Here is a 26,212-nt window from a genome sequence, read left to right as displayed (position 1 = left end):
AGGACCGGCGACGAGGTCACCGGCGATGCCCGAACCTCACGCCGCTCAGACGCTCCCGGCGGAGCGCGCTCACCTCGGCCAGCGCCAGGGGTTTCGGGGGCTCACCGAGCACCCATTCCAGCAGCAGATCCGCCAGTCCGGGGTTGCGCGCCAGCACGGGTCCGTGCAGGTAGGTGGCCAGAATGTGCCCGGTGCGGGCGCCTTCGGAGCCGTCGCCGTTGCCCACCCCGCGGACCACCTCGCCCAGCGGTGCGCTGCCCGGGCCGAGGGTGGTGTTGCCCTGGTGGTTCTCGAAACCGGTCAGCGGTTCGTCGCCGAGGAGCGAATCGACCCGGGCCACCACCTCGCCCACCGCGCGCCGCTCGCCCGGCCGGGTGGTCGCGTCGAGCAGGCCGAGCCCCTCGTGCTCGACGCCCCCCGAGGTGACGAAGGAGGTACCGAGCACCTGGAATCCCGCGCAAACCCCGACCACGACAGCGCCGCGCGCGGCGGCCTCCTGCAAGCCCCGGTGGGCACGCAGGTGCGCGGCGGCGAGCGCCTGCGCCTCGTCTTCGCCGCCACCGAGGAGGTACAGGTCGAGCGAGGAGGGCACGGGTTCGCCGAGCCTGATCGGGACGATCGTGGCCGGCACGCCGCGCCATTCGAGCCGCTTGCTCAGCACGGTCGCGTTGCCGGAGTCGCTGTAGGTGCCCAGCACGTCGGGGAGCACCAGGCCCAGCCGGACCTCGGAGTCGCCGCTCATGCTCTCAACCTCGCGTTGACATCCCGGAAGGCGGTGTAGTTGGCCACCAGGTCGACCTCGCTGGACTCGATGCCCTGCACCGCGTCGAGCGGGTCCTTCAGCGTGATGTGCGGGACCTCGGCATAGGTCAGGCGCACGGCCACGTCGGTGGCCCGCTCGCCGGACGCCACCACGCATCGCCCGCGCAGCCGCTCGAAGGGCACGTCCCACAGCCAGGAGGTGTCCCGGCCGTCGGCCTCCTGGCTGTTCACCGCGATGACCACGGGAACACCCTGATCCAGCATCGGCAGCGTCTCGTTCCAGCCCGCCGGGTTCTTCGCCAGCAGCAGCCGCACCGCGTGCCCGTCCACGTTCACCCGCCGGTACCGCCCGGCCACGTTGGTGATCGAACGCAACCGGTCGGCCGCGAGCTCCGGGGGAACGCCCAGCTCGGCGGCCGTGGCCAGGGCGATGGCCGCGTTGGCTGCGTTCGCCCGGCCAGGCAGCTGCAGTTCCAGCGGGATCGTGCTGCCGTCGGCCGCCACGAGGTTCTTGTCCACCAGCGACCAGGCGGGCTCGGGCCGCGAGAACCCGCACACGCAGCTCCAGTGCGACCCCTCGTGCCGGATGGCCTGGCCACAGCGGGCGCACGAGGCGGAGTCGTCACGCCACTCCTGGCCCGCGCTGACCCACACCGCCCGGCTCGCGCCGAGCGCGGCGGAGGTGACCAGCGTGTCGTCGCAGTTGGCGATCACGGTCGTGTCCGGCAGGCGCGTGATCGCGGCCCGCAGCTCGCGCTCGGTGGCCCGCACCTCGCCCACGCGGTCGAGCTGGTCCCGGCTGAGGTTGAGCAGCACCAGACAGGCGGGCTGGATCCGCTCGGCGACCCACGGAACGTAGGTTTCGTCGACCTCGAGGACGGCGTACGGGGCGTCAGGCCGCTTCGCCAGCGCCGAAAGCACGCCGTCGGGCATGTTCGCGCCGTCGCCGTTCGCGGCCACCGGACCGAGGGTCTCCAGCAGCCTGCTGATCATCAGCGAGGTGGTGGTCTTGCCGTTGGTCCCGGTCACCAGTACGACCTTGCGGCCCTGGCCGAGCCGTCGCAACGCGTCCGGGTCCAGCATCAATGCCGCACGGCCGCCGATCACGCCACCGTTGCCGAGCTTGCTCAGCCGCGAGGCCGCGGCGGCGAGCCTGCCCGCCGCGATCGCCGTCCGCGTGCGGAGGGGCAACCCCCGCGCGCTCGCCACAGCGAGGGTATGACCGGGCCCGGCCGGGGACCCCAGGCTCATCTCCTGGTGGTTCACCATGTCCGCAGCGCACTCCTTCACGTACCGGGGGTCGGGACTGGTCGCCGACACCGTGCGCGCTGAACGCTGTGAGGACCCTGAGAAACGCGCTGCAGGGGCGGCCCCGACCTGCGTGAATCGTAAATCTGTCGGTACCCGGTGCGACGATGTTCACACCGCTGTGGCGGTCATTCATCCCCGAAAGAAGGAAGCGACATGCCCGGTTACGTGCGTCCCATCGCCGACGAGCGCGACGGCCTGCTGGCCTTTCTCGCCCAGCAGCGGCTGGTGCTGCGCACCGCCGCCCACGGGCTGACCGACGAGCAGGCGCGCTCGGCGCCGAGCCGGAGCGCACTGAGCGTGGGCGGTCTGGTCAAACACGTGGCCTTCACCGAGCGGGGCTGGATGGACACGGTCCGGCAACGGCGACCACCCGGCTCGGCGGAGGAGCGGTCCGCGGCCTTCCGGGAGAATTTCCGCATGGGCCCGGACGAGACGCTGGAGGAGTTGCTGGCCCGGTACGACGAGGTCGCCAGGGAGACCGAGGAGACGGTGGCCGGGATCGAGGATCTCGGCCGGCCGGTTCCGGTGCCGCCCGGCGTCGGGTGGTTCCCGCGGGATGTGGACGCCTGGTCGGTCCGGTGGGTCCTGTTCCACCTGATCGAGGAAACCGCACGCCATGCGGGACACGCCGACATCGTGCGTGAGCATCTTGACGGGGCCACCGCGTTCCCGCTTTTGGCCGCTGCCGAGGGCTGGCCGGAGTCACCCTGGCTGAAGCCCTGGCGCCCCGCTGACCGTGTGGGGCAACCGGCCTCGCCGCTGTGAAGCACCCTCTAGAACAGGGTCGGCTCGACTTCCGGCGCGCCCTCGATGAGCAGCATGCGGCGCTTGGTGTCCACGCCCCCGGGGGCGGAGAAGCCGCCCATCTTGCCGCCTGCGGCGAGCACGCGGTGGCAGGGCACCACGATGGGCACGGGGTTGCGGCCCAGCGCCTGCCCGACGGCCTGTGCCGAACCGGGCAGGCCCAGCCGGGTGGCCACCTCCCCGTAGGTGAGGGTGCTGCCCGGTGGGATCGTGCGGGCCAGTTCGTAGACCCTGAGGTGGAACTCCGGCACGCCTTCGAGGTCGACGGGGAGGTCGGCCAGGTCGCGGGGTTCCCCGCGGAGCAGGGCCACGATGTCGTCGATGCCCTGGCGAATGGGGGCCGGTGGTGGTTGTGCGGCACTGGCTTCGGCGGCGCCCGGGAACCGCGCACGGAGCCGGGCGCGGGTTCTGGCGGCGCCGCCTTCGGGGAGCCGCACGCTGACCACACCGCGGTCGTTCCAGGCGATCCCGCAGTGCCCGATCGCGGTGGCGAACACCGCGAACCCTTGAGCCGTCATGATCGCTCAATTCTCGGGCACCAGGCAGAACGGGTGCCCCTCGGGGTCGGTGAGCACCGTCCAGTCGGCGCCGCCCGGCTGGAACTCCGGTTTGGCGGCCCCGAGCGCGAGCAGTTCCCGCTCGGCGGCCGCCGGATCCGAGACGGTGAAGTCGAGGTGGAAGTGCTTGGCGTCCTCCGGCCAGCCGGGGGAGCGGTATCCGGGCACCCGCTGGAAGCCGAGCTGGACCGGCCCGCCGTCGCCGAGGTAGGCGCTGTCCTCGTCGGCGGAGGTGATCTTCCAGCCGGTGGCGGTCCGGTAGAACTCGGCCAGTCCGGCCGGGTTGGCGCAGTCGATCACGATGGTGGAGAGGGTGACGCTCATCGGGTACTCCTGATTCGCTGGGAATTGCTGCCAATGCAGCGTGCCCGGAGACGGCACCGCGGGTCTTGAAGATTCTTGCCGCCGGGTTTTTGTCGTACCCCGGACGTAGCTTGCGGTTATGCGCAGCGCTGTCGAGTTGGCCGCCCGGCCGGATTTCGCCGTGCGCACCGTGTTCTGCCGGGATGATCACCGGGGTTGGTCGGCGGTGGAACACCGCACGGAATACGGCCTGGTCCTGGTGCGCAGCGGCCGGTTCCGCCGGCGCGCCGCGGGTGTGGTGACCGACGTCGACACGACGGTCGGTTATGTCAGCCTGCCCGGAGACGAGGAGCATTTCGCGCATCCGGCGGGCGGGGACGTGTGCACCGCGGTCAGCTACAGCGGCCGGTTGTGGTGGTCCGTGGCCGGGGAGGACCACCGCCCCGAGCTCTACGTCGACGCCGCGCTCGAGTTCGCGCACCGGCGGTTCCTCGCCGCCGCCGGTACCGGGGACACCGATTTCGCGCTGGCCGAAACCCTGGTCACCCTGCTGGGAATCGCGCTCCGCCGCACCGTCGAGATGCGCGCGGCGGACCGGGTACTGGTGTCCCGGGCGCGGGAGGCGATCCTCGAGGACCATCCGGCCTCGGCCGGACTGCTGCCGCTTTCGACCCTGCTGTCGGTGTCGCCGTATCGGCTCAGCCGTGCGTTCTCGCGGCACCTCGGCACGTCGCTGACCCGCTACCGCAACCGGGTCCGTGTCGGGCGTGCGCTGGACCGGCTGGAAGCCGGCGAACCGAACCTCGCCGCGCTGGCCGCCGACCTCGGCTTCGCCGACCAGGCGCACCTGACCAGGACGGTGCGTGAGCACGTCGGGCACACCCCAGCCGCCCTGCGACACCTGCTCGCCCACGCCTGTTCCTGACGGAGCAAGGGATGTTTACTCCAGTTCGGCTGTGCCGTAGTAAACATCCCTTGCTTCGGACCGGCTCCCGTCAGCGCTGGTCGCCCTCGCGCCAGCCGTTCGTGATCGGCAGCCGCCGGTCGCGGCCGAAGGCCTTGAAAGTGATCTTCGTACCGATCGGGTACTGCCGCCGCTTGTACTCGGCCCGGTCCACCATCCGCAGCACCCGGTCGATCGTCTCCGGCTCGAAACCGGCCGCGAGCAGGTCACCGTACCCGCGGTCGCCCTCGATGTAGTCGTCGAGGATGTCGTCCAGCAGTGCGTAATCGGGCAGGGAGTCGGTGTCGAGCTGCCCTGGCCGCAGCTCCGCCGATGGCGGTTTCGTGATCGAGTTCTCCGGGATGGGCGGCGTTTCACCGCGCTTTTCGGCCTCCGCGTTGCGCCAGCGCGCCAGCTCCCAGACGTGCCGCTTGAACACGTCCTTGATCGGGGCGAACCCGCCGACGGCGTCGCCGTAGATCGTCGAATACCCGACCGCGAGCTCGGTCTTGTTCCCGGTCGCCAGCACCAGGTGGCCTTCCAGGTTGGACAGCGCCATCAGCAGCATGCCCCGGACCCTGGCCTGAATGTTCTCCTCGGCGAGCCCGGTTCCGGCGAGGTTCAACTGGTTGACGTACACCTCCACCATGTCCTCGACCGGTTCGGTCCGGAAATGGCAGCCCAGGCGCCGCGCCAACTCGGCGGCGTCCTCCCGGGAGTGCGCCGACGAGTACTTCGACGGCATCGACACGCCGTAGACCGCGTCCGGGCCCAGCGCGTCCACGGCCAGTGCCGCCGTCACCGCCGAGTCGATACCGCCGGAGAAACCGAACAGCACCGAGCGGAACCCGTTCTTCCGGACGTAGTCGCGCAGCCCGACGACCAGCGCCGACCACACTTCGGCCTCGTCCGACAGCGGCTCGCTGATGGGAACTTCGGCCAGCGGCTCGTACGGCGCGGCCGGCTCGGTGCCCAGCACACGCCGCCGCACCTTCAGCCCGGCGAACTCGCCCTCGGCGGAATGCCCGCCCGCGGGCAGGTCCAGATCCACCACCAGCAGGTGCTCTACGAACTGGGGTGCCCGTCCCAGCAGATCGCCGTTCGCGCCCACGACGATCGAGTCACCGTCGAAGACCAGGTCGTCCTGGCCACCCACGAGGTTCGCGTACACCAGCGGCGCGCCGGCCTCCGCGGCACGGCGGGCGACCAGCGGCAGGCGGATGTCGTCCTTGGAGCGTTCGTACGGCGACGCGTTCGGCGCCACCACGAGATCCACCCCGGCCTCGCCCAGCGCCGTCACCGGCCCGCCGTCCTGCCAGATGTCCTCGCAGATCACCATGCCGATGTCGAGGCCGTGGAGCCGCACGACGTCCAGCGTCTGCCCCGCCTTGAACCAGCGATGCTCGTCGAACACGCCGTAGTTGGGCAGGTGGTGCTTGAACTGCCGCGCCACCACCTCGCCGCGGTACAACGCCGCGGCAGCGTCGCGCGGGCCGGCCTCGTCGAGGTCCAGGTAGCCGACGTAGACCAGCAGATCACCACAACCGGCCTCGACCAGCCTGCCGGCCAGATCGTCGACCGCCTGACGGGAAGCCTGCGCGAATGTCGAACGCAGGGAGAGGTCCTCGACGGGGTAGCCGGTCAGCGACATCTCGGGGAACACCACGACATGGGCCCGTGCGCCGAGGGCCTGGCGAGCCCAGTCGAGGTGCAGCCGGGTGTTGCCCGCGATGTCCCCGACGGTCGAGTTGATCTGCGCGAGCGCGATCCGTAGTTGCGGCATAGGCACATTCTCACCCACACACCGGCTCCCGACGACCGAATGTGCCCAACCGCGCTCCGGCCGGTTTCTGGAGCAAAGAATGTTTACTACGGCTCCCTGCACGGAGCACCCGTAGCAAATCCACCTTGCTCCAGAAGCACCGGCCGCGGGTCAGCTCTTCTTGCGGCGCAGCAGGTTGCGCACCTGGTTCAGCGTCTGCTCGAAGTTCGAGTCGAACGGGCTGTCGTGCACCAGGTAGGTCCAGGTCGAGCTGGGCCGACGGACCCCGGAAGCGGCGAGGTCGAGGCCCTTTTCGGTGAACTCGGCTTCCTCGAAGCTCTTGACCGCCCGCTCCTCGATCGTGGGGATGATCTTGCGGAACTCGGGGATCGCGACCCGGTGGAACTCGTCCAGCGGCGTTTCCCTGGCCAGCGCGCGAAGGTGGATGCTCTCGCGCACGTCGGTCAGGAACGCCAGGTGATCCGACCACAGCTGGTCGAGGTGGTAGAGCATGATCTCCCGGCAGGCCTGGACCAGCCCCTCCTCACCGAGCTGCTCTTCGAGCTCCTCGTAGCGCTTCTCCGCCGCCTCCTTGAGCTTCTCGGCCGCGAGCGGGGTCCGGAGCAGCTTGTCGCGGTGCTTCAGCAACTCGGTGCGCTGGTGTTCGATCAGCCGCGTGTAGCGCCAGGTGTTGCGGTGGATCTCCAGATGCACCCCCTCCGCCACGCGCTGCGCGTGGTTGATCTGCCGCTGGGCAGCCGGGTCGGTGATCTCACCGGATTCGTCGTCGGCCTGGATACCGTCGGGCACGTCCGGCGCGTACGACAGCACCAGGTCGTCGTTGAGGCTCGCGAAGAACACCGCGCTGCCCGGGTCGCCCTGGCGGCCGGACCGCCCACGCAACTGGCCGTCGAGCCGGCTGCTCGGATACCGCGCGGTGCCGATCACGTGCAGCCCGCCCAGTTCGGCGACCCGTTCACGGTCCTTGCCGTCGGCACCGCCCAGCCGGATGTCCGTACCCCGCCCGGCCATCTGCGTCGACACCGTCACCGCGCCGTACTTGCCCGCCTCGGCGATGATCTCCGCTTCCTCGGCGTCGTTGCGGGCGTTGAGCACCACACACGGCAGGTCGACCTTGGCCAGCTTCTCCGCCAGCTCCTCCGATTCGGCCACGTCCTGGGTGCCGACCAGGATCGGACGGCCCGTCTCGTGCACCTTCCGGATCTCCGCCTCGATCGCCCGGAGCTTGTGCGACGGCGAGGCGAAGATGCGGTCCGGTTCGTCGACGCGGACGTTGGGCTTGTTCGGCGGGATCACCGCCACCTCGAGCCGGTAGAACTCGCGCAGTTGCTCGGCGACCGCCACCGCGGTCCCGGTCATGCCCGCGACCTGCGGGTACCGGGCCAGCAGCGCCTGCACGGTGATCGAGTCGAGGATCTCCCCCCGGTCCGTGGCAGGCAGTTGCTCCTTGGCCTCGACCGCGGCCTGCAGGCCGTCCGGCCAGCGCTGCAGTTCGGCCACCCGGCCCCGCGAGGCGTTGATCAACTGCACCTTGCCGTCACGGACGAGGTAGTCCACGTCGCGCGTGAGCAGCGCGTGCGCGTGCAGCGCGACGTTCACCGCCGCCAGCCGCTCCGCACCCGACTCGCCGTAGAGCTCGATACCGCCCAGCGCCTTCTCCACCACCGACGCGCCGGCCGTGGTCAGCCAGGCGTTCCGGCCGTCGCTGTCGGTCTCGTAGTGCAGGCCGAGGCGCAGCCGCCGCACCACGTTGGCCACTTCCACGTCGGCCACCGCGGCGTCCACCGAACCCGCCATCACCAGCGGCACCCTGGCCTCGTCCACCAGCACCGAGTCCGCCTCGTCGATGATGGCCACCTCGGGCTCCGGCTGGACCAGGTCCTCCACCCGTGAGACCAGCCGGTCCCGCAGCACGTCGAAGCCGATCTCACTGACCGCACCGTAGGTGACCTCGCGGCCGTAGGACTCGCGCCGCTCCTCACGGGTCAGCGACGGCTCCACCCAGCCGACGGACACTCCGAGCAGCCGGTAGACCGGGCCCATCCACTCGGCATCCCGTCGAGCGAGGTAGTCGTTGACGGAGATGACGTGCACGCTCTTGCCCTGCAGCGCGTAGCCCGCCGCGGCCAGTGCCCCCGCGAGGGTCTTGCCCTCACCGGTTTCCATCTGCACGACGTGTCCGGTGAGCAGACCCATGGTGCCCAGCAACTGCACGTCGAAGGCGCGCTCGTCCAGCGCCCGGCGCGCCGCCTCGCGGCCCAGCGCGCACACCTCGATCAACTGGTCGTCGCCGAACTCCGCTTCCCGGCGCAGCTTCGCCGCGCGCTCGGTCAGTTCGGCGTCGGTGAGTTTCTCCAGTTCGGGCTCGAGTTCGCCGATCGCCGGGAGCAGTGCTTCGTACCGGGTCAGCTCGATGCTGGCCGGGCGTTCGATGAGCCTGCGGAGGCGCTTGCCCATCCGGCTGATCAGTGCTGGCACCCCTGGTCTCCTGTCTGTCCTTCTCCAGTCCACCGGCCAACGAGGTGGTGGTGGTCGTGTGTTCCCCGCCAGGATGGCACGATTCCGTCGTGGCCTTCCTTCAGCGAGCCCGGTCGCGGACCGCCCGGGTGACTGCTCTTCTCGGTGTCTGCCTTCTGGTTCCGCTCTCGGCCTGCACCACCACCCAGCCCGGCAGAACGACACCGCAGGCCACCACCGAGTCGCTAGGCCCGGCCGGACCGGTGCCCCCGGGCATGGAGAGGTTCTACGCCCAGCCGCTGACCTGGGGCGATTGTGCACCTTACGCGACTTCCGAGGACGCGAAATCCCTCTTTGGTCGGGACGGTCTCCAATGCAGCAGGCTGACCGTGCCGCTGGACTACGCGAACCCCCAGGGCGACACCATCACGGTGGGTGTGCTGCGGCACAAGGCCACCGACCCGGCGAACCGCGTCGGTCCGCTCGTGCTCAACCCTGGTGGCCCCGGCGCCTCCGGCATGGTGGCCGCGGCGAGCCTGGCCTCGCAGGCGTCCAACGGCCCGGTCGGCAAGCGGTTCGACCTCGTCGGGTTCGATCCGCGCGGGGTCGGGGCGAGCCAGCCCGAGGTGACCTGCCTTTCCGATTCCGAGCGCGACGCCGAACGCGAAGAGGATCTCGGTATCGACGGCTCGCCCGCCGGCGTGGCCAGGCAGGAGGCGGACGCGAAGGACTTCGTCGCCAAATGCCTCCAGCGGACCCCCAAGGGCACGGCCATGCTCGCCAACATCGGCACGCGCGACGTGGCCAGGGACATGGACGTACTCAGGTCCGCGCTCGGCGTGGAGAAGCTGACCTATCTCGGCTACTCCTACGGCACACGGATCGGCTACACCTACGCCGAGCAGTTCCCCGGCAACGTCCGTGCCATGGTGCTCGACGGTGCGCTCGACCCCAGCCAGGACGCGGTGGACTCGCTCGTCGCCCAGGGCGCCGGGTTCGGCACGGCGTTCACGAAGTACACCCAATGGTGTACCGCGCAGAAGGACTGCGCGCTCGGAACCGACGCGGGCGCCGCGACGGCGGCCTATCAGAACCTGGTGCGGCCGCTGATCGACCATCCGCTGCGCCTCGCCGACGGCCGGGAACTCACCTTCGACGACGCGACGCTCGGCACCATCCAGGCGCTCTATTCGCAACAACTGTGGGCGCCGCTCAACTCCGGCCTCAACGAGCTCAAACGGGGCCGCGGCACGATGCTGATGGCGCTGGCCGACCAGTACAACGAACGTGACACCAGCGGGCACTACACGAACACGCAGGACGCGTTCACCGCGATCCGCTGCGTGGACGATCCCCGCGTCACCGACAAGGCCAGGATCGTGGCCGCGGAGAACAGTTACGACCGGGTCGCCCCCTTCCTCGACGACGGCCGTCCGAACGGCGCCGCGCTCGATTCGTGTGCGTTCTGGCCGGTCCCCAACACCTCCGAGCCGCATGAACCCAAGGTGGCGGGGCTGCCGCCGATCCTGGTGATCTCCACCACCAACGACCCGGCCACCCCGTACGACGCGGGTGTGAATCTGGCGAAGGCGATGAACGGCGCACTCCTGACTTTCGAAGGCACCCAGCACACCGTCTTCCTGCAGGGGAACTCGTGTGTGGATCAGGCGGGCGCGGCCTATCTGATCTCCGGCACGCTGCCGCCGGATGGTCGACGGTGTGCCGCTCAGTGACCGAGCTGGCACGATGTGAAAGGTGCGCTCCCGCAGCCTGTCACTGACCGTCACCAGCCTGGTGTCCGTGCTCGGTGCGTGCACCACGACGCCGGGCCCGTCGCTGCCGCCGAGCCCGCCCTCACCGTCCCCCGTCGCCGATGTGCACGCCCTCGACCGGTTCTACGAGCAGAAACTGGCCTGGGGCGCCTGCGGTCCCTTCGCCACGGATCAGGACAGCGCGCAGGCTTTCCGCGCCCCGGGGGTGGAATGTGCGCGGCTCACCGTGCCGCTGGACTATGCGCGTCCCCAAGGCGACACGATCACCGTGGGTGTCCTGCGGCGCCGCGCGGCCCACCCGGAGGACCGGATCGGCTCGCTGGTGATGAATCCGGGCGGGCCGGGTGGGTCGGGTATGGAAGCGGCGGCGCGCCTGATACCGCGGACCACCAACAACGCCATCGGCCTGCGGTTCGATCTGGTCGGTTTCGACCCGCGAGGCGTCGGCGCGAGCCAGCCGCGGGTGCGCTGCCTGACCGATGCCGAACGTGACGCCGACCGCGCCGAATACCGCGGCGACGGCACCACCCACGACTCCGCCGCGGTCTGGTCGGCCGTGGCACGCGATTTCGACTCGAAATGCACTCAGCGCACCGGACACGGTGCCGAACTGCTCGCCAACATCGGCACCAGGGATGTCGTGAAGGACCTGGACGTGCTGCGCGCCGCGCTCGGCGACGAGAAGCTGTCCTACCTCGGCTACTCGTACGGCACTCAAATCGGCTACAGCTACGCGGAGGCCTTCCCCCGGAATGTGCGCGTGATGGTGCTCGACGGCGCCGTCGACCCCACTCAGACCCAGGTGGACTCACTGGTCGCGCAGGGGGAGGGGTTCGCTCGATCGTTCGGCCTCTTCGCCACCGAGTGCTCCCGCCATCCGGGGTGCGCACTCGGGGACGATCCCGCCCGTGCCCCCGACGTGTTCGACGGGCTGGTCCGGCGCTTGCTCGTCGCACCGGCCCAAGCGGGCGGCCGGAAGCTCACCTATGACGACGCGGTGACCGCCGTGGTCGAGGCCATGTACTCCCGGCAGTTGTGGCCCTCCCTGAGCACCGGGCTCAACCAGCTCAAGGCCGGGGACGGGAGTGGGCTCCTGCGCTTGGCCGACGCCTATTACGAGCGCGGCGCCGACGGTCGCTACTCGTCTCTCCAGGACGCCTACTTTGCGGTGAGATGCGTGGACAACCCGCGCCTCACCGACCCGTTCGCGATCGCGGAGGCGCACCTGCGGATGCTCGCCACCGCGCCCTTCCTCGGTGGCGGGCGCCCTGACGAGGGCGAACCGGACGTGTGCGCGAACTGGCCGGTCCCGAGCACGTCACAGCCACACCGCCCGATCGCACCCGGCCTTCCCCCGCCGCTGGTCATCTCCACCACCAACGATCCGGCGACCCCGTACCAGGCGGGGGTGAACCTGGCCGCGGAACTGGGCGGGGGCCTGCTCACCTTCGACGGCACCCAGCACACCGCATTCCTGCACGGCGACACCTGCGTCGACATCAACGCACTGGCCTACCTCGTCGACGGCACCCTGCCGCCGCCGAACACGCGCTGCCCGGGCTGACCAACGGCCGGTCTGGAGCAACGCCCCGGCCTCAGCCCACCCTCGTCGTACTGACCGGTTGGTTCACCCCGGAAAGCCCGAGTTCCAGCATGACCGCACCTTCGTTCGGCTGCCGCGGGGGAAGCTGCATCCACACCCGCACGAGCGTGCGCGGCTCGCTCTGGGTGACCCAGAACTTCACGTCCACGTTCGACTGGACTGCCGGCAGTACCTCGGCCACCGTGTCCTTCGCGAGTTGCCCGGTCACCCGGTAGGTCTGCACGCCCTTGACGTCTTCCTTCGTCTCCGTCCTCAGCCCGGTCGCCGACTTCAGCAGCTTCGGCAGCCCGCTGTCCGGTCCCATCAGCAGGACCGGCCGGTACTCGGGAGGCACCGGCTCGTCGGTTTGCAGGCCGTGCTGGTTCGTCAGGCGGAGCCGGTCGCCGACGATCTGGAAGCCCATTTCGAAACGGTTGGTCGATTCCTGCATGTCGGCCTGGCCGGAGGCGCTGCCGTAGGGGCCGCCCTCCCGGCTGGCCTGACCCTTGACTTCGCGGATGTCGAGCCCGGGAATCGTGCCGCTCACGCTGAAATCGAACTGGAGGGTGCGCACCTGCTCGAAACTCGCGGCCGCGGTCGTGACCAGGCCCGTCGCGTCGGGCAGCGGTCCTCGCGTGTCGGGCGAAGCGGTGCAGCCGCTGACGAGCGCCAGGGTCAGTGCGAGAAAACTGGCGGCGCGGCGGCGGAGCATGCGACAACCGTAGCGCTGCCGGTCAGGTGCCCGAGAAGGTGCGGCGATAGGCGAGCGGGGAGACGCCGAGGGTGGCGCTGAAATGCTGGCGCAGGGAAGCGGCGCTGCCCAGCCCCGATTCCGCGGCGACCCGCTCGATCGCCAGGGTGGTGGTCTCGAGCAGATGGCGCGCGTGCAGCACCCGCTGCTGGTTCAGCCACGACCGGGGCGACAGTCCGGTCTCGGCCCGGAACCGCCTGCTGAAGGTGCGGACGCTCATGCGCGCGTGCCGCGCCAGGGTGGTCAGGTCGAGCGGCTCGGCCAGGTGTTCGATCGCCCATGCGCGGGTCGCGGCCGTGCTGCCCTCGCCGGGTGCGGGTAACGGCCGGTCGATGTACTGCGACTGGCCACCGTCGCGCCACGGCGGCACCACGCAGTACCTCGCGGCTTGGTTGGCGACCGCGCTCCCGTGGTCGGAGCGGATCACGTGCAGGCACAGGTCGACCCCGGCGGACAGACCGGCGGAAGTGAGTACGTCGCCGTCGTCGACGAACAGGACGTTCTCGTCGAGTTCGACCTGCGGATACAACCGGCGGAAGGATTCCGCGTGCGACCAGTGCGTCGTCGCCCGCCGCCCGTCGAGCAGGCCTGCGGCCGCGAGCACGAACGCCCCCGTGCAGATCGACATGATGCGGGCGTGGGACGGGATGAGGGCCAGCGCTTCGGCCAGTTCGGCGGGCAGCACCCCGTGCTGTCGCGGCCCGGCCACGCGCGTGCCGGGGATGATCACGGTGTCGGCTTCGGCCAGGACGGCCGGGCCGTGTTCGAACCGTGCCTCGTACCCGTAGCTCACCTTCACGGGCTGGTCGTCGACTCCGCACAGGCGCACGTCATAGAGCCGTTGCCCGTCACGGACGGCCGCGTTGAACACCTGCGGAGGGATGTTGAGGTCGTAACCGATCACCTCGGAAACAGCCAGTACGACCACACGGTGCATGGCCGGATTCTTGCATATATTGGCGCTCCGGCCACTCGTCTCACCGCCATCGAACACTCAAGCTGATCGGGTGATTTCCGAAGTGCAGTCCCCGCCGCGGGTGCATCGTGCCTGGCTGGTGGCCCTCGCCGCCTTCATCGCTCTCGTCGGGGCCGCCGGCTTCCGTGCGACCCCCAGCGTGCTGATCGATCCGCTCCACGACGAGTTCGGCTGGTCCCGTGCCACGATCTCCTCCGCGGTGTCCATCAATCTGGTGCTCTACGGCCTGATCTCGCCGTTCGCGGCCGCGCTCATGGAGCGCCTGGGCATGCGGCGCGTGGTGTCAGGCGCGCTGGTGCTGGTCGCCGCGGGCAGCGGCCTGACCGTGTTCATGACCCAGAGCTGGCAGCTCGTGCTGTGCTGGGGCGTCCTCGTCGGCACGGGAACGGGTTCGATGGCGCTCGCCTTCGTCGCCACCGTGACCAGCCGCTGGTTCGTCAAGCACCGCGGGCTGGTCAGTGGTGTGCTCACCGCCGCGGGCGCCGCCGGCCAACTGGTTTTCCTCCCGCTGATCGCGTCCCTGGCGGGCCGCCATGGCTGGCGCTCGGCCTCGCTGCTGGTCGCGGGTGCCGCCCTGATCGTCGCCCCGATCGTGTTGCTTCTCCTGAGGGACCACCCGAGTGACGTGGGCACGACCGCCTACGGGGCCACCGAGCCGGAGGAAAAGCCGGCCCCGGCGCGGGGAACGGCCCGCCGGGCCGTGACGGTACTCGGCCAGGCCGCCCGCAGCCGGGTGTTCTGGCTGCTGGCCGGCGGGTTCGCGATCTGCGGCGCCTCGACGAACGGCCTGGTGGGGACCCATTTCGTGCCTGCGGCGCACGAGCACGGCATGCCGGTGACGACCGCGGCCTCCCTGCTGGCCGTGGTCGGGCTGTTCGACGTGGCAGGCACGATCGCCTCGGGCTGGCTCACCGACCGCGTGGATCCGAGGTGGCTGCTGGGCGGGTATTACTTCCTTCGCGGGGCTTCGCTGCTTCTGCTACCGCACCTGTTCGCGCCGACGACCGAGCCTCCGATGTGGGCGTTCATCGTCTTCTACGGTCTGGACTGGGTGGCGACCGTGCCGCCCACCGTGGCGCTGTGCCGTGACCGGTTCGGCCTGACCGGTCCGATCGTGTTCGGCTGGGTCTTCGCCTCTCACCAGATCGGTGCGTCGATCGCCGCGGTGGGGGCCGGTGCGATCCACGACGCCTCGGGAAGTTACGACCTCGCGTGGTACCTGGCGGGCGGATTGTGCGCCCTGGCAGCACTGATGTCGGTCTCGGTTCCCTCGGCCGGGGTAGCGGGAGAACCGCGAAACATGGCGTTAACACAGCGGCCGTAGGGTGCGGCCATGGATCGCCAGCAGGAGTTCGTGCTGCGCACGCTGGAAGAACGTGACATCCGCTTCGTCCGACTGTGGTTCACCGACGTCTTGGGTTTTCTCAAGTCGGTGGCCGTCGCCCCCGCCGAACTCGAGGGCGCGTTCAGCGACGGGATCGGGTTCGACGGATCGGCCATCGAGGGCTTCGCACGCGTCTACGAATCGGACATGATCGCCAAGCCCGACCCGTCCACCTTCCAGGTGCTGCCCTGGGAAACGCCGGAAGGCGGGCCCTACTCGGCGCGGATGTTCTGCGACATCGCGATGCCGGATGGTTCACCCTCCTGGGCGGACCCGCGGCATGTGCTGCGCCGCCAGTTGTCGAAGGCGGGTGAAGCGGGATTCACCTGTTACGTGCACCCGGAAATCGAGTTCTTCCTGCTGAACGGCTTGTCCGAAGACGGCAGCGAGCCCGAGCCCGCCGACAACGGCGGGTACTTCGACCAGGCGAGCCACGCGACCGCCACCCACTTCCGCCGTCACGCCATCGAGACCCTCGAGGCGATGGGCATCTCGGTCGAGTTCAGCCACCATGAAGGGGCGCCCGGCCAGCAGGAGATCGACCTGCGTTACGCCGATGCCCTGACCATGGCCGACAACGTGATGACGTTCCGGTACGTGATCAAGGAGGTGGCTCTGACGCAGGGTGTCCGGGCCACCTTCATGCCGAAGCCGTTCACCAACCAGCCCGGCTCCGGGATGCACACCCACGTCTCGCTGTTCGAAGGCGACCGCAATGCCTTCCACAATCCGGAGGACCCCTTCGAGCTGTCCGAGACCGGCAAGGCGTTCGTCGCCGGCCTGCTGTTCCACGCCAGGGAGATCTCGGCGGTCACCAACCAATGGGTGAACTCGTACAAGAGGCTGATCAGCGGCGGTGAGGCACCGACAACGGTCTCGTGGGGCAGGGCGAACCGCTCGGCCCTGGTCCGGGTGCCCAACTACTCTCCGGGCAAGGCGTCTTCGCGCCGGGTCGAGATCCGCACCATCGACTCGGCCTGCAACCCCTACCTGGCGTACTCGGTCGTACTGGCCGCCGGGCTGAGGGGGATCGAGAAGGGGTACGAGCTGCCCCCGCCCGCCGAGGACAACATCTGGTCGCTCAGCGAGGCCGAGCGGAAGGCAGCGGGCTACAAGCAGTTGCCGCAGAACCTTGGTGAGGCGCTCGCCGAGATGGAGCGTTCGGAACTGCTGCCGGAGGCGCTCGGCGAGCACGTCTACGACTTCTTCCTGCGGAACAAGCGGGTGGAGTGGGACAACTACCGGAGCGCGGTGACACCGTATGAGCTCAAGACGCTGCTCCCGGTGCTCTGACCCTCCGAAAAAGGGCCTCTGACCAGCGGTTTTCACCCTTGGGGAACCCCCCTGTTTCAGGGGGGTTCCGGCCCGTGTAATCTTCTCTTCGTCGCCAGGGAGACCGGGACGACGGGGCCGAAAGCCCCGGCGGACGGCCCCCGGGTCGGGCGGACTTGACACCGCGAACCGAGCCAGGTAACGTACTGCGACGGCCCTGAAGGTAGGGTTGCAACAACACCACTGGTAATCAGATGGGGTTGAGGCTTCCCAGGCGCCAAGGGCAAGCCAGAAGACTTAGAAGAAGCAACTGCGGTTGCGTGTTGTTTGAGAACTCAACAGTGTGCTAATGAACTAAGCCAGTAGAGCTTTGTATATTTGAACCCTTTGGGTTCCTTTGAGATTGACTGTTTGAGTCGATCGGATTTTCTGACATTGTTGGAGAGTTTGATCCTGGCTCAGGACGAACGCTGGCGGCGTGCTTAACACATGCAAGTCGAACGCTGAAGCCACTTCGGTGGTGGATGAGTGGCGAACGGGTGAGTAACACGTGGGTAATCTGTCCTGCACTCTGGGATAAGCCCTGGAAACGGGGTCTAATACCGGATACGACTTCGCACCGCATGGTGTGGGGTGGAAAGTTCCGGCGGTGCAGGGTGAGCCCGCGGCCTATCAGCTTGTTGGTGGGGTGATGGCCTACCAAGGCGACGACGGGTAGCCGGCCTGAGAGGGTGACCGGCCACACTGGGACTGAGACACGGCCCAGACTCCTACGGGAGGCAGCAGTGGGGAATATTGCACAATGGGCGAAAGCCTGATGCAGCGACGCCGCGTGAGGGATGACGGCCTTCGGGTTGTAAACCTCTTTCGCCAGGGACGAAGCGCAAGTGACGGTACCTGGAGAAGAAGCACCGGCTAACTACGTGCCAGCAGCCGCGGTAATACGTAGGGTGCGAGCGTTGTCCGGAATTATTGGGCGTAAAGAGCTCGTAGGCGGTTTGTTGCGTCGGCCGTGAAAACTGGAGGCTTAACCTTCAGCTTGCGGTCGATACGGGCAGACTTGAGTTCGGTAGGGGAGACTGGAATTCCTGGTGTAGCGGTGAAATGCGCAGATATCAGGAGGAACACCGGTGGCGAAGGCGGGTCTCTGGGCCGATACTGACGCTGAGGAGCGAAAGCGTGGGGAGCGAACAGGATTAGATACCCTGGTAGTCCACGCTGTAAACGTTGGGCGCTAGGTGTGGGCGACATCCACGTTGTCCGTGCCGTAGCTAACGCATTAAGCGCCCCGCCTGGGGAGTACGGCCGCAAGGCTAAAACTCAAAGGAATTGACGGGGGCCCGCACAAGCGGCGGAGCATGTGGATTAATTCGATGCAACGCGAAGAACCTTACCTGGGCTTGACATGCATCAGACAGCCGTAGAGATACGGTTTCCCTTGTGGTTGGTGTACAGGTGGTGCATGGCTGTCGTCAGCTCGTGTCGTGAGATGTTGGGTTAAGTCCCGCAACGAGCGCAACCCTTGTCCTGTGTTGCCAGCGCGTAATGGCGGGGACTCGCGGGAGACTGCCGGGGTCAACTCGGAGGAAGGTGGGGATGACGTCAAGTCATCATGCCCCTTATGTCCAGGGCTTCACACATGCTACAATGGCTGGTACAGAGGGCTGCGATACCGCGAGGTGGAGCGAATCCCTTAAAGCCAGTCTCAGTTCGGATCGCAGTCTGCAACTCGACTGCGTGAAGTCGGAGTCGCTAGTAATCGCAGATCAGCAACGCTGCGGTGAATACGTTCCCGGGCCTTGTACACACCGCCCGTCACGTCATGAAAGTCGGTAACACCCGAAGCCCACGGCCCAACCCGTAAGGGAGGGAGTGGTCGAAGGTGGGACTGGCGATTGGGACGAAGTCGTAACAAGGTAGCCGTACCGGAAGGTGCGGCTGGATCACCTCCTTTCTAAGGAGCACAACACATCCATCCGATCCGCTTTTGGTGGTGAGTGGTGGAGTGGCCAGGCCTAGTGTCCGAATGTGGCACTGTCTGGGCGCTCAAGGAATTGTGGAACTACTGGTTTATGCCGGCGGCAGGGTTTGCTGTCCCGCGTGAGTACTGTTTCTGCCTGTTGGTGGGGGCGTGGAAAGTGTGTGGATGGGGTTCTGTTGTTTGGTGTTTGTTGGTGCACTGTTGGGTCCTGAGGCAACACGCCTGGGCCGGTTTTGCCGGTGGGTGGTTGTTTCTGGTGTGGTGTTTGAGAACTGTAGAGTGGATGCGAGCATCTTTGTGGTCAAGTTGTTATGGGCACATGGTGGATGTCTTGGCATCAGGAGCCGATGAAGGACGTGGGAGGCTGCGATAAGCCTCGGGGAGCTGCCAACCGAGCTGTGATCCGAGGGTGTCCGAATGGGGAAACCCAGCACCTGTTATGAGGTGTTACCTGCTGGTGAATATATAGCCGGTATGGAGGGAACGCGGGGAAGTGAAACATCTCAGTACCCGTAGGAAGAGAAAACAAGTGTGATTCCGTGAGTAGTGGCGAGCGAAAGCGGAGGAGGCTAAACCGTATGCATGTGATACCTGTCAGGGGTTGTGTGTGCGGGGTTGTGGGACCTGTCTTCCCAGATCTGACAGTCTGGGCGTGATGCTGCGCGGCTAGTGGAACAGCCTGGGATGGTTGACCGGAGTGGGTGAGAGTCCCGTACGCGAAAGTCGTGTTGGTGTTGTGTGATGGTGTTCCCGAGTAGCAGCGAGCTCGTGGAATTTGCTGTGAATCTGCCGGGACCACCCGGTAAGCCTAAATACTTCCTGGTGACCGATAGCGGACTAGTACCGTGAGGGAAAGATGAAAAGTACCCCGGGAGGGGAGTGAAAGAGTACCTGAAACCGTGTGCCTACAAGCCGTCAGAGCCTTTGGGTGATGGCGTGCCTTTTGAAGAATGAGCCTGCGAGTTAGTGCTGCGTGGCGAGGTTAACCCGTGTGGGGTAGCCGTAGCGAAAGCGAGTCTGAATAGGGCGTTTGAGTCGCGTGGTCTAGACCCGAAGCGGAGTGATCTACCCATGGCCAGGGTGAAGCGCCGGTAAGACGGTGTGGAGGCCCGAACCCACCAGGGTTGAAAACCTGGGGGATGAGTTGTGGGTAGGGGTGAAAGGCCAATCAAACTCCGTGATAGCTGGTTCTCCCCGAAATGCATTTAGGTGCAGCGTCGTGTGTTTCTCTCTGGGGGTAGAGCTACTGGATGGCCTAGGGGCCTTACCGGGTTACCGAAGTCAACCAAACTCCGAATACCAGAGAGTGAGAGCGCGGCAGTGAGACGGCGGGGGATAAGCTTCGTCGTCGAGAGGGAAACAGCCCAGAACACCGGCTAAGGCCCCGAAGTGTGTGCTCAGTGGGAAAGGATGTGGGATTGCCCAGACAACCAGGAGGTTGGCTTAGAAGCAGCCACCCTTGAAAGAGTGCGTAATAGCTCACTGGTCAAGTGGTCCTGCGCCGACAATGTAGCGGGGCTTAAGCACACCGCCGAAGCCGTGTCATTGACACAATAGATCCGCGCAGCTCTTTGTGGGTTGTGTGTAGTCGTGTTGATGGGTAGGGGAGCGTCCTGCATCCAGTGAAGCCGTGACGTAAGTTAGCGGTGGAGGGTGTGGGAGTGAGAATGCAGGCATGAGTAGCGAATGCAGAGTGAGAACCTCTGCCGCCGGATGACCAAGGGTTCCTGGGTCAAGTTAATCTGCCCAGGGTGAGTCGGGACCTAAGGCGAGGCCGACAGGCGTAGTCGATGGACAACGGGTTGATATTCCCGTACCCGCGTGTGTTCGCCCATAGCGAGGCGCCGGATACTAACCACCCGAGCTGGCTGCTGATCTTCGGATTGGTGGTTGGTGAGCGTGGGGCCTGATGGTGTAGTAGTTAAGCGATGGGGTGACGCAGGAAGGTAGCTCCGCCAGTGAGTGGTTGTACTGGTGTAAGCGTGTAGGCCGGAACGTAGGTAAATCCGTGTTCCATATGGGCTGAGACGTGATGCGTAGCCGTTGAGGTGAAGTAGAGTGATCCTATGCTGCCGAGAAAAGCCTCTAGCGAGAACATGTGTGGCCCGTACCCCAAACCGACACAGGTGGTCAGGTAGAGAATACTAAGGCGATCGGGTGAACTGTGGTTAAGGAACTCGGCAAAATGCCCCCGTAACTTCGGGAGAAGGGGGGCCAAAGCACTTGAAGCCCTTCGCGGGCTAGGGTGAGTTGGCCGCAGAGACCAGCGGAAAGCGACTGTTTACTAAAAACACAGGTCCATGCGAAGTCGTAAGACGATGTATATGGACTGACGCCTGCCCGGTGCTGGAACGTTAAGAGGACCGGTTAGCCTTTCGGGGCGAAGCTGAGAATTTAAGCGCCAGTAAACGGCGGTGGTAACTATAACCATCCTAAGGTAGCGAAATTCCTTGTCGGGTAAGTTCCGACCTGCACGAATGGCGTAACGACTTTCCGGCTGTCTCAACCACAGGCCCGGCGAAATTGCATTACGAGTAAAGATGCTCGTTACGCGCGGCAGGACGGAAAGACCCCGGGACCTTTACTATAGCTTGGTATTGGTTTTCGGTTCGGTTTGTGTAGGATAGGTGGGAGACTGTGAAGCGGGGACGCTAGTTCTCGTGGAGTCGTTGTTGAAATACCACTCTGATCGGATTGGGAATCTGAACCTCGGACCGTGATCCGGTTCAGGGACAGTGCCTGGTGGGTAGTTTAACTGGGGCGGTTGCCTCCTAAAGAGTAACGGAGGCGCCCAAAGGTTCCCTCAGCCTGGTTGGCAATCAGGTGTTGAGTGTAAGTGCACAAGGGAGCTTGACTGTGAGACTGACAGGTCGAGCAGGGACGAAAGTCGGGACTAGTGATCCGGCACCTCCTGGTGGAAGGGGTGTCGCTCAACGGATAAAAGGTACCCCGGGGATAACAGGCTGATCTTGCCCAAGAGTCCATATCGACGGCATGGTTTGGCACCTCGATGTCGGCTCGTCGCATCCTGGGGCCGGAGTAGGTCCCAAGGGTTGGGCTGTTCGCCCATTAAAGCGGCACGCGAGCTGGGTTTAGAACGTCGTGAGACAGTTCGGTCCCTATCCGCCGCGCGCGTAGGAGACTTGAGGAAGGCTGTCCCTAGTACGAGAGGACCGGGACGGACGAACCTCTGGTATGCCAGTTGTCACGCCAGTGGCATGGCTGGTTGGCTACGTTCGGAAGGGATAACCGCTGAAGGCATCTAAGCGGGAAGCCTGTTCCAAGATGAGGTCTCCCACCCCTTTGTGGGTTAAGGCCCCCTAGAGACGATGGGGTTGATAGGCCAGAAATGGACGCACAGTAATGTGTTTTCGAGTTGACTGGTACTAATAGGCCGAGGACTTGTCTACAAAGGTGCTACGCATCCACTCTATGGTTCTGAAACACCACGCGACCCTGTTTATTGGATAGTGGTTGTGTGTGATCATAATGTTTCGGTGGTCATGGCGGTGGGGAAACGCCCGGTTCCATTCCGAACCCGGAAGCTAAGCCCACCAGCGCCGATGGTACTGCACTCGAAGGGGTGTGGGAGAGTAGGACACCGCCGAACACTCATTGACAGGAAGCCTCAGGGCTCTGGTCGAGAACCCGCAAGGGATCTCCCAGACCCTGGGGCTTTCTGCATTCATGCCCGTATCCTGGCGACGTGACCGCGCCTCGCCTGCTGATCATCCAGCCCGATCAGACCGATCCGATCGGTCCCCTCGGCGACTGGCTCATCGACGCCGGCGCCGAACTCGACATTCGGCTGCCCTCGACCAGTTCGTTGCCCGACGACCTCGACGGATATCAGGGTCTCGTCTGTCTCGGCGGAGGCATGAGCGCCAATGACGACCTGGCGCACCCATGGCTGGTACCTGTCCGCCGACTTCTCAACACCGCAGTGCTTCAAACCCTCCCCACGTTGGGTATCTGCCTCGGGGCTCAGCTTCTGGCCATCGCCGCCGGTGGGCAGGTGGAGAAAGGGGAGCACGGCCCGGAAGTCGGTGCGAGCTTGGTCGCGAAGAAGGACGCCGCCTGGACCGACCCGTTGTTCGCTGAACTACCGTTGATGCCCGACGTTCTCCATTTCCACGAAGATGCCATCACCCGGTTGCCGGGCAACGCCGTCCTCTTGGCCTCGGCTCCCCGCTATCCGAATCAGGCGTTTCGCATCGGGCGATGCGGCTATGGCATCCAGTTCCATATCGAGACCACCGTCGAAGTCGTCCAGGCCTGGGCGAAGGACGTTCCGGACATGATGTCGGCTGCGAAACCGGGGGCATTCGAGGCCGCCACACTGGCGCAGGTCCACACCGACCTGGCTGAGACCTGGCAGCCCTTCGCCGCAAGGTTCGTCCAACTCGCCGCAGGCGCAGTCCTGCCCGCCGCAGCAAACCCCCGCCATCTCCCCCTCACCTGACCGCCCAGGAGACGAGCAAGGGATGTTTACTGCGGCCCATCCGAAGCAAACATCCCTTGCTATCGAGTTGTAGCCGGGGGAGGGGCGGCGGGCAGGCTACGGTGGAGGCTGATGGCAGAGCAGGTACGGGGAGCGGCGTCCCCCGCACGGTACGGCTTGACCGACGATCGCGCCGAAGCGCAGCTCCGTTCTCTGGGCTGGTGGGGCGAGGGTGGGCCCGAACCGGCCGGTATCGAGGTCCTCACTGCCCTGTCCCGGTCCGCCGACCCCGATCTTGCCCTCCGCGGTCTTGACCGCCTCCGCGAGGCCGACGAGACCGGTTGGCGGAAACTGTCCGAAGCCTTGCGCGAAGACCCGTCGCTGCGTGGCCGCCTGATCGGAGTCCTCGGGACATCGAGCGCGCTCGCGGATTTCCTGGTCGGTTACCCGCACGAATGGCCACGCCTTGCGCGGGACAAGGGAACGAAAAAAGAGCGCTATGTCGATATTCTGCTCGAGGCAGTCCAGGATGCCGGCACGACGCTGACGCACGGCTCCGCCGAACAGGCCCTGCGGACGGCCTACCGGGGCATGCTGCTGGAAATCGCTGCAGCAGACCTCGGACACCTCGTCGAAAGCGAGTTGGAACGTCCGTCCTACACCGAAATCACCGACAAACTGACGGCCCTCGCCGAGGCGGCACTGTCCACCGGCCTGGCCGTCGCGCACGCGGAATTGAAGGTCACCGACCCGGACGCCGCGCGCCTGGCCGTGATCGCAATGGGCAAGTGCGGTGGGCACGAGCTGAACTACGTCAGCGATGTCGACGTGGTCTTCGTCGGCGAAGGTGATCTCCCGCTCGCCACCAGGCTCGCCAGTACCATGATGCGCGTTGTGGGCAAGGCGTGTTTCGAGGTCGATGCCGCATTGCGTCCCGAGGGCAAGGCCGGAGCGCTGGTGCGAACCCTTGAGGGGCACACCGCGTACTACCGGAAATGGGCCCGTACCTGGGAGTTCCAGGCCCTGCTGAAGGCCCGGCCCGTCGCAGGCGACCCCGAACTCGGCCGCCAGTACGCCGAGATGGTGGACTCGCTGGTTTGGACGGCGGCGGAACGGGAGAACTTCGTCGCCGACGTCCAGCAGATGCGCAGGCGCGTGGAGAAACACGTACCGTCAGAACTGGCCGACCGCGAGCTCAAGCTCGGCCGCGGCGGGCTGCGGGACGTCGAGTTCGCCGTGCAACTGTTGCAGCTGGTTCACGGCCGAGCCGATCCGGAGCTGCGCTCGCCATCCACCATGGAGGCGCTGAACGCACTCGGCGGTCGAGGTTACGTCGGCCGGGCCGACGCGGCGGAGCTCGAGATCTCTTATGAGTTCCTGCGCACCGTCGAACACCGGCTCCAACTCCGGCGGCTGCGCCGCACCCACCTGTTCCCGGACCACCACGAGACCGCGGAACTGCGCGTCTTGGCCAGGTCGATCGGGATCAAGGCGGAACGAGGGAGAAGCGAGGGCGAGGTACTTGTGGCCGACTTCCGCCGGCATGCCCAGCGGATCCGGCGGCTCCACGAAAAGCTCTTCTACCGTCCGCTGCTGCAATCGGTTGCGAGCGTGCCTTCGGAAGCATTGCGGCTGACCACAAAACAGGCTGCCACGAGGCTTGCCGCACTCGGCTATGCGGCGCCTGATGGGGCGTTGCAACACATCAAGGCCCTCACCGCCGGAGTTTCGCGGCGGGCCTCGATCCAGCACACACTCCTTCCGGTGCTGCTCGACCTGTTGGCCGACACGCCGGATCCGGATGGCGGTCTTCTCGCGTACCGCAAGGTGTCCGAAGCACTGGAAGACACTCCCTGGTACCTCCGCGTCCTGAGAGACGAAGGAGCCGTCGTCGAGCGGCTAGCGTGCCTGCTCGGCACCGCCAAACTCGTGCCGGATCTTCTGGTCCGGGCGCCTGAAGTGCTGCAACTACTGGGGGATCCGGCCGCACTGGCCGGCCGTGAGCCCGAAGAGGTGGCCAAGTCGCTGCGTGCCACGGTCCGGCGCCAGCCTGGGCTGAAAGCGGCCGTCGCCGCCGCACGGTCGTTGCGGCGGCACGAGATGCTGCGCGTGGCCGCTGCCGACCTGCTGGGGCTGCTCGACGTCCGTGCCGTGTGCGAGGCACTGTCCAGCGTCTGGGTCGCGGTGCTGCAGGGTGCCCTTGCCGCGGCACTTCGGAAGCGTACCGCCGAGACCGGAAACGCTCCGGCGAAGATCGCTGTGATTGGAATGGGGCGTCTGGGGGGCGCCGAGTTGGGGTACGGATCGGATGCGGACGTGCTGTTCGTCTGCGAGGCCAACGACGGAGCCAGCGACGAGGAGGCCGTGCGTTTCGCGTTGATCGTGGCGAAGACCGTGCAGGAGATGCTCGGCGCGCCGAGTGCCGACCCGCCCTTGCACGTCGATGCCGACCTCCGTCCCGAGGGGAGGGGTGGCCCTCTGGTCCGCACGCTTGATTCCTACCGTGCGTACTACGCGCGGTGGAGCCAGGTGTGGGAGGCGCAGGCTCTGCTCCGGGCACGTTTCGTGGCCGGCGACGAGGAACTGGGAACCCGTTTCCTCACCATGGTGGATCCGATCCGCTATCCGGACCAGGGCCTCGATCCGGCACGGGTGCGGGAAGTGCGGCGGATGAAGGCGCGCGTGCAGGACGAGCGCATGCCCAAGGGAGCCGATCCCACTCTCCACACCAAACTGGGCCGGGGCGGGTTGGCCGACGTCGAGTGGACCGTCCAGCTGCTCCAGTTGCGGCACGCGCACGCCGTGCCAGAGTTGCGGACGACTTCGACCCCGGCGGCGCTCGCCGTACTGGCGGAGTCCGGATACGTCGACGCGGAGGACGCGGCCTCACTGACCGAGGCGTGGCTGCTGGCGACTCATGTGCGGAACGCGTCCATGCTGGTTCGAGGCAAGGCAGTCGATCAGGTGCCGTCGAGTGGGCGTCCCCTGGCCGCGGTCGCCCGCATCATGGGCTACGGCGAGGAGACCGACCCCGGCGAGTTCCTGGATTTCTACCGGCGGACGACCCGCCGGGCCCATGCCATCGTCGAGCGGGTCTTCTACGAAGATTGATGTCACAGCTGGGATCGGCGGA

Annotated in this window: 16 protein-coding genes and 3 rRNA genes; 11 read left to right on the top strand and 8 right to left on the bottom strand. The window is 66.7% G+C overall.

Annotated elements, in window-relative coordinates:
- Positions 1–16: 16 nt before the first annotated feature.
- Together ORV05_RS28110 and ORV05_RS28105 are read right to left on the bottom strand one after the other, a co-directional pair.
- Entirely contained in the window at positions 17–742 is a 726-nt protein-coding gene (locus ORV05_RS28110) for a type 1 glutamine amidotransferase (RefSeq protein WP_268755007.1), read from the bottom strand.
- The gene (locus tag ORV05_RS28105; RefSeq protein ID WP_326938094.1) at positions 739–2,031 is read right to left on the bottom strand and encodes a MurT ligase domain-containing protein; all 1,293 of its coding nucleotides are present in this window, start codon (positions 2,029–2,031) and stop codon (positions 739–741) included. The genes ORV05_RS28110 and ORV05_RS28105 overlap by 4 nt, the downstream gene beginning before the upstream one ends.
- A gap of 195 nt (positions 2,032–2,226) precedes the next feature.
- Here ORV05_RS28105 and ORV05_RS28100 point away from each other — a divergent pair, with 195 nt between their 5' ends.
- Positions 2,227–2,838: a DinB family protein gene (locus tag ORV05_RS28100; RefSeq protein ID WP_268755006.1), complete on the top strand. Its 612-nt coding sequence runs from the start codon at positions 2,227–2,229 to the stop codon at positions 2,836–2,838.
- Between the two features lie 8 nt (positions 2,839–2,846).
- Here the strand turns inward: ORV05_RS28100 and ORV05_RS28095 are convergent, their stop codons facing one another.
- Together ORV05_RS28095 and ORV05_RS28090 are read right to left on the bottom strand one after the other, a co-directional pair.
- Positions 2,847–3,395, bottom strand: a complete 549-nt coding sequence (locus ORV05_RS28095) for a methylated-DNA--[protein]-cysteine S-methyltransferase (RefSeq protein WP_268755005.1) — start codon at positions 3,393–3,395, stop codon at positions 2,847–2,849.
- Between the two features lie 6 nt (positions 3,396–3,401).
- The gene (locus ORV05_RS28090; protein WP_268755004.1) at positions 3,402–3,758 is read right to left on the bottom strand and encodes a VOC family protein; all 357 of its coding nucleotides are present in this window, start codon (positions 3,756–3,758) and stop codon (positions 3,402–3,404) included.
- A gap of 118 nt (positions 3,759–3,876) precedes the next feature.
- Between ORV05_RS28090 and ORV05_RS28085 the strand changes: the two genes are divergently transcribed.
- The gene (locus ORV05_RS28085; RefSeq protein ID WP_268755003.1) at positions 3,877–4,662 is read left to right on the top strand and encodes a helix-turn-helix domain-containing protein; all 786 of its coding nucleotides are present in this window, start codon (positions 3,877–3,879) and stop codon (positions 4,660–4,662) included.
- Between the two features lie 70 nt (positions 4,663–4,732).
- Here the strand turns inward: ORV05_RS28085 and ORV05_RS28080 are convergent, their stop codons facing one another.
- Positions 4,733–6,463, bottom strand: a complete 1,731-nt coding sequence (locus ORV05_RS28080) for an NAD+ synthase (protein WP_268755002.1) — start codon at positions 6,461–6,463, stop codon at positions 4,733–4,735.
- Between the two features lie 150 nt (positions 6,464–6,613).
- Positions 6,614–8,941, bottom strand: a complete 2,328-nt coding sequence (gene secA2, locus ORV05_RS28075) for an accessory Sec system translocase SecA2 (protein ID WP_268755001.1) — start codon at positions 8,939–8,941, stop codon at positions 6,614–6,616.
- Positions 8,942–9,309: 368 nt separating this feature from the next.
- Here secA2 and ORV05_RS28070 point away from each other — a divergent pair, with 368 nt between their 5' ends.
- Together ORV05_RS28070 and ORV05_RS28065 are read left to right on the top strand one after the other, a co-directional pair.
- Positions 9,310–10,653 carry an alpha/beta hydrolase gene (locus ORV05_RS28070; protein ID WP_407652577.1) on the top strand — a complete coding sequence of 448 codons (1,344 nt, stop codon included), beginning with the start codon at positions 9,310–9,312 and terminating at the stop codon, positions 10,651–10,653.
- Positions 10,654–10,675: 22 nt separating this feature from the next.
- On the top strand, positions 10,676–12,256 hold the full coding sequence (locus ORV05_RS28065; protein ID WP_268755000.1) for an alpha/beta hydrolase: 1,581 nt from the start codon (positions 10,676–10,678) through the stop codon (positions 12,254–12,256).
- Positions 12,257–12,287: 31 nt separating this feature from the next.
- Here the strand turns inward: ORV05_RS28065 and ORV05_RS28060 are convergent, their stop codons facing one another.
- Positions 12,288–12,986, bottom strand: a complete 699-nt coding sequence (locus ORV05_RS28060; RefSeq protein WP_268754999.1) for an LppX_LprAFG lipoprotein — start codon at positions 12,984–12,986, stop codon at positions 12,288–12,290.
- 22 nt (positions 12,987–13,008) lie between these two features.
- The gene (locus ORV05_RS28055; RefSeq protein ID WP_268754997.1) at positions 13,009–13,962 is read right to left on the bottom strand and encodes a GlxA family transcriptional regulator; all 954 of its coding nucleotides are present in this window, start codon (positions 13,960–13,962) and stop codon (positions 13,009–13,011) included.
- On the opposite strand from ORV05_RS28055, the gene ORV05_RS28050 reads away from it, so the two are divergent.
- From ORV05_RS28050 to ORV05_RS28020, 7 genes are all read left to right on the top strand, one after another.
- Positions 13,961–15,325 carry an MFS transporter gene (locus ORV05_RS28050; protein WP_407652576.1) on the top strand — a complete coding sequence of 455 codons (1,365 nt, stop codon included), beginning with the start codon at positions 13,961–13,963 and terminating at the stop codon, positions 15,323–15,325. The two genes, ORV05_RS28055 and ORV05_RS28050, sit on opposite strands and share 2 nt — an antisense overlap.
- Before the next feature lie 9 nt (positions 15,326–15,334).
- A complete protein-coding gene (locus tag ORV05_RS28045) occupies positions 15,335–16,678 on the top strand; it encodes a glutamine synthetase family protein (RefSeq protein ID WP_268754995.1) in 1,344 nt (447 codons plus the stop codon).
- 414 nt (positions 16,679–17,092) lie between these two features.
- Positions 17,093–18,611 (top strand): 16S ribosomal RNA (locus tag ORV05_RS28040).
- A gap of 326 nt (positions 18,612–18,937) precedes the next feature.
- Positions 18,938–22,048: ribosomal RNA gene (locus tag ORV05_RS28035) — 23S ribosomal RNA — on the top strand.
- A gap of 83 nt (positions 22,049–22,131) precedes the next feature.
- Positions 22,132–22,248: ribosomal RNA gene (gene rrf / locus ORV05_RS28030) — 5S ribosomal RNA — on the top strand.
- Together the 16S, 23S and 5S rRNA genes form the textbook arrangement of a ribosomal RNA operon.
- Before the next feature lie 96 nt (positions 22,249–22,344).
- Complete coding sequence (locus ORV05_RS28025) at positions 22,345–23,100, top strand: type 1 glutamine amidotransferase (protein ID WP_268754994.1); 756 nt, start codon at positions 22,345–22,347, stop codon at positions 23,098–23,100.
- Between the two features lie 111 nt (positions 23,101–23,211).
- On the top strand, positions 23,212–26,190 hold the full coding sequence (locus ORV05_RS28020; RefSeq protein WP_268754993.1) for a bifunctional [glutamine synthetase] adenylyltransferase/[glutamine synthetase]-adenylyl-L-tyrosine phosphorylase: 2,979 nt from the start codon (positions 23,212–23,214) through the stop codon (positions 26,188–26,190).
- Positions 26,191–26,212 lie beyond the last annotated feature (22 nt).

Origin of the sequence: Amycolatopsis cynarae, assembly GCF_026802195.1 — a bacterium.
GTDB classification, from domain to species: domain Bacteria; phylum Actinomycetota; class Actinomycetes; order Mycobacteriales; family Pseudonocardiaceae; genus Amycolatopsis_E; species Amycolatopsis_E rhizosphaerae.
The sequence above is the reverse complement of the archived record's forward strand: the minus strand, read 5'-3'. Positions and strand labels throughout refer to the sequence as shown.